Below are 1,143 nucleotides of genomic sequence, written 5' to 3' on the forward strand. Positions count from 1 at the left end.
GAGATCTACACCCAGGCCGCGGAGCAGAAGAGCTATGCCGCGTTCGGCGACGTCACCGTGCCCGTCGGCGAGACGCTCTCCGTGATCGCCGGCCTGCGCTATACCCGCGACGAGAAGGACTACCGCGTCGACAACCTTGCCGGCGACTCCATCCTTCGCGGCGAGGAACGCTTCAACGTCAGCGTCTCCGACACTTACGACGCCTGGACCTGGCGCGCAGGCCTCAACTGGCGGCCGAGCGAGGACCACCTCGTCTACGGAATGGTGTCGCGCGGGTTCAAGAGCGGCGGCTTCCAGGACACGCCCGGCGATGCGGTCGACGCGGCCGACGGTTTCGATCCCGAATACGCCACCCAGTACGAGATCGGACAGAAGAGCGCGTTCTTCGGCGGCGCGCTGGTCTGGAACAACACCGCCTATGTGATGAAGTACACCGACCTGCAGACTAGGCGGACCCTGCCCGACCTCAGCATCGTCACCGACAACGCCGGCAAGGCCACCATCAAGGGCTTCGAGAGCCAGCTCGCCTGGCGGCCCTTCGCCGGCGCACGGCTGACGGCAGGCTATGCGTATACGGACGCAACGTTCGACGAGTTCGAACCCGAGCCGGGCGTGGACTACTCCGGCAACCGCCTGTCGCGCACGCCGAAGCACAAGTTGGTGCTCTCGCCGTCCTACACCGTCGACATGCCCGACGGCAGCGATCTGCGCCTGGCCGTCGACTACCACTACGAGAGCCGGATCTTCGACGACAACTCGAACACCGGGCCCGAGCAGCGCGCGCCGACCCACTTCGTCGACGCCCGGGTGGTCTTCACCGATCCCACCGACCGCTGGTCGGTCGCGCTGTGGGGCAAGAACCTCACCAACGAACTGACCCGCACGTTCCAGGCGGTGTTCCTGGGCGCCAACTTCGGCGCCTACAACCCGCCGCGGACGGTGGGGATCAGCCTGAACTACACCTATTGAGCCACGAAGGGCGCAAGGCCGGGAGAGACGAGATGGCTGACGGTTCGATCGCGGGGGTCACGTCGCTGAAGGGCAAGGTGAGCGCCGAGGAGTGGCAGGCCCGGGTGGACCTGGCGGCGCTGTACCGCCTGGTGGCGATGCATGGGTGGGACGACCTGATCTACACCCACATCT

General features: G+C 66.4%; 1 protein-coding gene and 1 pseudogene. Both read left to right on the forward strand.

All coding sequences use genetic code 11. The features are described from left to right. The coding region (locus A2790_RS12630; protein ID WP_293392085.1) for a TonB-dependent receptor at positions 1-969 on the forward strand (969 nt) is incomplete at its 5' end. 32 nt (positions 970-1,001) lie between these two features. After that, positions 1,002-1,143 (forward strand): annotated as a pseudogene (locus tag A2790_RS12635) (class II aldolase); the annotation flags it as partial.

The sequence above is a fragment of the Phenylobacterium sp. RIFCSPHIGHO2_01_FULL_69_31 genome, assembly GCF_001824475.1.
GTDB lineage: Bacteria > Pseudomonadota > Alphaproteobacteria > Caulobacterales > Caulobacteraceae > Phenylobacterium.